Origin of the sequence: Acinetobacter sp. UBA2063 (assembly GCF_002333245.1) — a bacterium.
Taxonomy (GTDB): domain Bacteria; phylum Pseudomonadota; class Gammaproteobacteria; order Pseudomonadales; family Moraxellaceae; genus Acinetobacter; species Acinetobacter parvus.
In genome coordinates this window covers 1-4372 of the sequence record NZ_DDAH01000254.1, presented here as the reverse complement: position 1 = coordinate 4372, position 4372 = coordinate 1, and the positions used below count along the sequence as shown (strand labels likewise).

The 4372-nt window shown below is 41.7% G+C and carries 5 protein-coding genes and 1 pseudogene; 4 read left to right on the top strand and 2 right to left on the bottom strand.

Features of this window, described 5'->3' with window-relative positions; all coding sequences use genetic code 11:
• The first annotated feature begins 102 nt into the window (after positions 1-102).
• Positions 103-564: pseudogene (locus B4H32_RS12000) on the top strand (hypothetical protein).
• A gap of 10 nt (positions 565-574) precedes the next feature.
• On the opposite strand, the gene B4H32_RS11995 reads toward B4H32_RS12000, so the two are convergent.
• Entirely contained in the window at positions 575-1192 is a 618-nt protein-coding gene (locus B4H32_RS11995) for an L-threonylcarbamoyladenylate synthase (RefSeq protein WP_262574112.1), read from the bottom strand.
• 91 nt (positions 1193-1283) lie between these two features.
• Positions 1284-1946 (bottom strand): elongation factor P hydroxylase, encoded by a 663-nt coding sequence (locus tag B4H32_RS11990; protein ID WP_004757339.1) that lies wholly within the window; start codon positions 1944-1946, stop codon positions 1284-1286.
• Positions 1947-2309: 363 nt separating this feature from the next.
• Between B4H32_RS11990 and B4H32_RS11985 the strand changes: the two genes are divergently transcribed.
• The 3 genes from B4H32_RS11985 (at position 2310) to fabD (ending at position 4323) form a co-directional block, all read left to right on the top strand.
• Entirely contained in the window at positions 2310-2870 is a 561-nt protein-coding gene (locus B4H32_RS11985; RefSeq protein WP_034427529.1) for a YceD family protein, read from the top strand.
• Between the two features lie 78 nt (positions 2871-2948).
• Positions 2949-3134 carry a 50S ribosomal protein L32 gene (gene rpmF, locus B4H32_RS11980; RefSeq protein ID WP_004638135.1) on the top strand — a complete coding sequence of 62 codons (186 nt, stop codon included), beginning with the start codon at positions 2949-2951 and terminating at the stop codon, positions 3132-3134.
• 196 nt (positions 3135-3330) lie between these two features.
• Complete coding sequence (gene fabD, locus B4H32_RS11975) at positions 3331-4323, top strand: ACP S-malonyltransferase (RefSeq protein WP_004757343.1); 993 nt, start codon at positions 3331-3333, stop codon at positions 4321-4323.
• The last annotated feature ends 49 nt before the right edge of the window (positions 4324-4372 follow it).

Here is a 4372-nt window from a genome sequence, read left to right as displayed (position 1 = left end):
AGGTCGGGGAGGATGTCAATGTGATGCAATTTCACATTGAACAGAGCTAAAGCTATGTTTAAATGGGTTTCCAAAAAGGCTTTAATTAAACGATAACAGCCAATGAGAAATTATTTAAAAACACAACAGAATCAGTTTGGGCAAATGACTGGTTCTTCGCTTGATGAAAATGTGACTGCTTCTACTGTTCAGGGTGATATATCGGGATGATATGTCAAGCTGGTCAATGTGGCTGATGGCATAACAGATCAGGCGGTAGGGCAGTTATGGGAAGCGGTATCGACAGAACCTGATGAACGATGCTGGACCTATCTGCCATATTCCGCACCGCAGAGCCAGCAAAGCCTAAAAGATTCATTACAAAATTTGGTGGTGTTTCAATACGAGGGATTGTTTCGTCAGGATTGTATATTAAAAGGGCACAATCGAAATACGGCATGGTTCTCGATGATTGATGATGAGTGGCCAGAATTAAAAAATGCTTATCAGCAATGGCTGAGTCCTGATAATTTTGATGAACACGGTTTTCAGAAACAGAAGTTGTCTGATTTTTTGATTGAATAAGGGTCAGTGCTTATCCAAAAGCACTGACATCACCAACACCACGACGGATAATTTCAGGATTTTCTCCAGATAAATCCACGATACTGGTGGTGGACAAGGTACCAAAGCCGCTGTCAATAAACACATCAATACGTTTACCTAGTTGGTTTTCAATATCATAAGGATCATCAAGCGGATCTTTTTGATCGGGCAAGATCAATGTACTGGTGAGTAACGGTGCACCAAGTTCTTGTAATAAAGCTTGTGCAACAGGATTACTTGGAATGCGCAGACCAATGGTTTTTTTCTTAGGGTGCATCAAACGTTTTGGAACTTCACTGGTAGCAGGCAAAATAAAGGTGGTGACAGCAGGCGTATTATTTTTTAACAGCCGATACATGGCATTGTCCACTTTGGCATAGGTCGCAATATCAGATAGATCACAACACATAATCGCATATTGATGTTTTGGACCTAGACCGCGAATCTGGGCAATCCGCTCCATCGCATTCTTGTTTCCAATCTGACAACCAATCGCATAAGCTGCATCAGTTGGATAAACCACCACATCACCCGCGCGAATACGTTCAACGGCTTGTGTGATTAAGCGAGCCTGTGGATTTTCAGGATGAATATGTAAATGTAACATTATTATTGTAACTCCCTGATCTTTATGGCTAGATTAAGTATGAAACTTGTTCTACTAAAGATGCAAGTCTTAGATGTGTTAATTTTGTCATTCAATCAAGTAATTCACGTTTAAATTCATTTAGTTGTAATGGTAAGCCATGACGGGTACAAACACAGATATAGTGAATAAAAAGTGCAGCATCTCGTGGCAAAGTGGCTTCACCTGAAAAATAACGTTGTACTTGAGCAAAAACATGATCTTTAAATTGTGTCCCATTGCCGCTATCACCCGTTAAGTTATCTAAAGAGACACGAAACTTTCGACCAAAGGCTGTTGCAAATAACCATTCAATGGCTTGAGGCTTAATTTCAACTTGTTCAAATAAAGCTTGCTGTTCTGCAGTACGACCATCGGGTGCATACCAATAACCTAAATCAGGTAAAAGGCGACGTTTTTCACCTGAAATACTCCAATGACTAATTTCATGTAAGGCACTGTTAAAGAAACCATGTGCAAATTGGATTTTTGCAGGCTGTTGATTTATCGCTGGGAAATATTCTGGTTCAAAATCACCTTTAACAAGCATGACATTATGGTGGGAAAACCAGTGATTAAAGTGTAAAATAAGCCAATCAACCTGTTCTGGTTCTGTTGTTAACGTTTGCCAAGATGAGCGTTGCACTTGATCTGGTGTTAACATAGGAGCAGTGATTGAATGGGGGCTAACAAGTGATGAAGTTGTTACTTCAAGTTGCGGCTGCAACAGATACATTGCTGTGTTACCACGAGTTCTGTCTAAAGAAGTGCAAAATTGTATCTTAATCTTTGACAGAGTACCGATGAATTTGTAGAATTGCCGCCCACAGGGTCTGCTGACAGTTCAAATGTAACTTGCGTTGCAAAGTAAAATTGTCATAGACAAGGAATGAAACGTAGTTAATGGCGACTCCCTTAACAAGTTTCATGACGATGGATAGGGCAATTTTACTAGCAACCCGTAGGGACAGGGATATTTTTTGATGCTACTGCGTTACGCATTGCTTATTTAGAAAGCTAAATTACGCAATTCGTGCCTTGTATCCTCTAAAAAATGTCCACTGTCGCAACTATATTTGAACTGTCAACAGACCCTCTTATGTCAGCAAATACTTTTCCAAGCCAAATCGAGCCATTTAAATGGGCTGAACAGGGCTATACATGGTCAGGAATACTGCCATTGTCTCGCTTTGCTCGTATTGCTCGAGAAGCTGTTGGTTCAATTGGTGATCAATTGATCAACATAGACTGTAAGCTATCAATCGATGCCTATCATCGTATTGTATGGTTAGATGGACATATTGATACTAAAGTTCCAATGGAATGCCAACGTTGTTTGGGATCTGTTGAAATTGAATTAGTCTCAGAATTTCATTTAGCTTTAATTGATGATGAGTCACTGATAGAGCGATTGGATGAGGATGCTGATTTCATCGTTTTAGGTGAAAGTGAATCGTCGAAAAAAGGGAGTATTGATACACCTGCTTCGATTGATTTATTCGCATTGCTAGAAGATGAATTGTTATTGTTGATGCCTTTGTCTCCCAAACATGGTGTTTGTGAGCATAAACATCAACCTGCCGTTCAGGACGTTGTCGAAGAAAAGCGGGATAACCCGTTTGATGTTTTGGCAAGTTTGAAAGGCAAACTTAACTCATAACACAATTTGTGTTATCATGTTGAGTTAAGACAACTGAATTTGTTCTGATCCATTTTTCGATCTTTGTAAGGAGCCATCATGGCCGTTCAGCAAAACCGTAAAAGTCGCTCTCGCCGTGACATGCGCCGTTCACATGACGCTTTAACCGAGAATGCATTATCTGTAGACCAAACTACTGGTGAAACTCATCGTCGTCACCACGTGACTAAAGACGGTATTTACCGTGGTCGTCAATTATTCGCTAAAGCAGCTGATGCTGAATAATTGAGTTATATGCATTAAGCGTTAGCTTAAAGTATAGAAAAATGGGAGCGAAAGCTCCCTTTTTTGTTGTTTTTCGCAATTAAAAAACGATTTAATCAATGGTAAATTGCCGCATCGGGAAAGAGTCTGTTGTCATTCTCATGTAGAATCATGAGTGTTGATAAAACTGGCGATAGACCATTTTAAGGATTTTTATATGTCGACTAAGCGACTTGAGCAGGCTGCTCAAGCAACAAAAACAGCATTTGTTTTTCCTGGTCAGGGTTCACAAAAAGTAGGGATGCTGGCTGAACTCGCAGAGCAGTTTAGTGTCGTTAAAGATACATTCACAGAAGCTTCAGAAGCAGTTGACTTTGACCTTTGGCAGATTGCCCAAAGTGGTGAGGGGCTGGATCAAACGGAAAATACCCAGCCTGTATTGCTCACTGCCAGCATTGCCTTATGGCGTGTCTGGCTGGAACTGGGTGGTGTTGCACCAAAATTCCTTGCTGGACATTCTTTGGGAGAATATAGTGCGCTTGTTGCAGCAGAAGCCATGACCCTTGCCGATGCGGTGAAACTGGTCAATTTACGCGGTAAATTGATGCAGAGTGCAGTTCCTCAAGGTGAGGGGGCAATGGCGGCAATTCTTGGTTTAACCGATGACAAAGTGATCGAGCTTTGCCAAAAAGCGAATGCATCTGCGGTAGGCCAAGGTTCAGTTGAAGCGGCGAATTATAATGCGCAAGGTCAGGTGGTGATTGCAGGCAGTACAGCTTTGGTTCAGCAAGTCATGGCTGAAGCAAAAGAGCAATCAGGTAAAGCGATTGCATTGCCTGTTTCTGTACCATCACATTGTACCTTGATGAAACCAGCAGCAGAAAAGTTTGCTGAAGCTTTGGAACAAACTGCCATTGAGCTACCCCGCATTCCTGTAATACAAAATGTCAACGCGGAAATCGCAACGGATGTTGCCCAGTTACGTCAGGCGCTCACTGCCCAGTTGTACCAGTCAGTGCAATGGACACGTAGCATGCAATATCTACAGGATCAAGGTATCCAGTATGTGGTTGAATGTGGGCCAGGTACGGTGCTCAGCAATCTTGCTAAGCGATTACCGAACATAGAAAAAGCATTTGCAATTGATAGCAAAGCACGTATGGAAGATGCCCTAAGCGCGATCTTGGTGGCAGAAGGAAAAATTGCATGACACAACAACGAAAGATTGCGTTGGTGACAGGAGCAAGCCGAGGAATTGG

Bases quoted from the DNA above. Each gene is read 5' to 3' on its own strand.
- B4H32_RS11995 (WP_262574112.1), bottom strand. From the start codon at position 1,192: ATGTTACATTTACATATTCATCCTGAAAATCCACAGGCTCGCTTAATC.
- fabD (WP_004757343.1), top strand. From the start codon at position 3,331: ATGTCGACTAAGCGACTTGAGCAGGCTGCTCAAGCAACAAAAACAGCA.
- rpmF (WP_004638135.1), top strand. From the start codon at position 2,949: ATGGCCGTTCAGCAAAACCGTAAAAGTCGCTCTCGCCGTGACATGCGC.
- B4H32_RS11985 (WP_034427529.1), top strand. From the start codon at position 2,310: ATGTCAGCAAATACTTTTCCAAGCCAAATCGAGCCATTTAAATGGGCT.
- B4H32_RS11990 (WP_004757339.1), bottom strand. From the start codon at position 1,946: ATGTATCTGTTGCAGCCGCAACTTGAAGTAACAACTTCATCACTTGTT.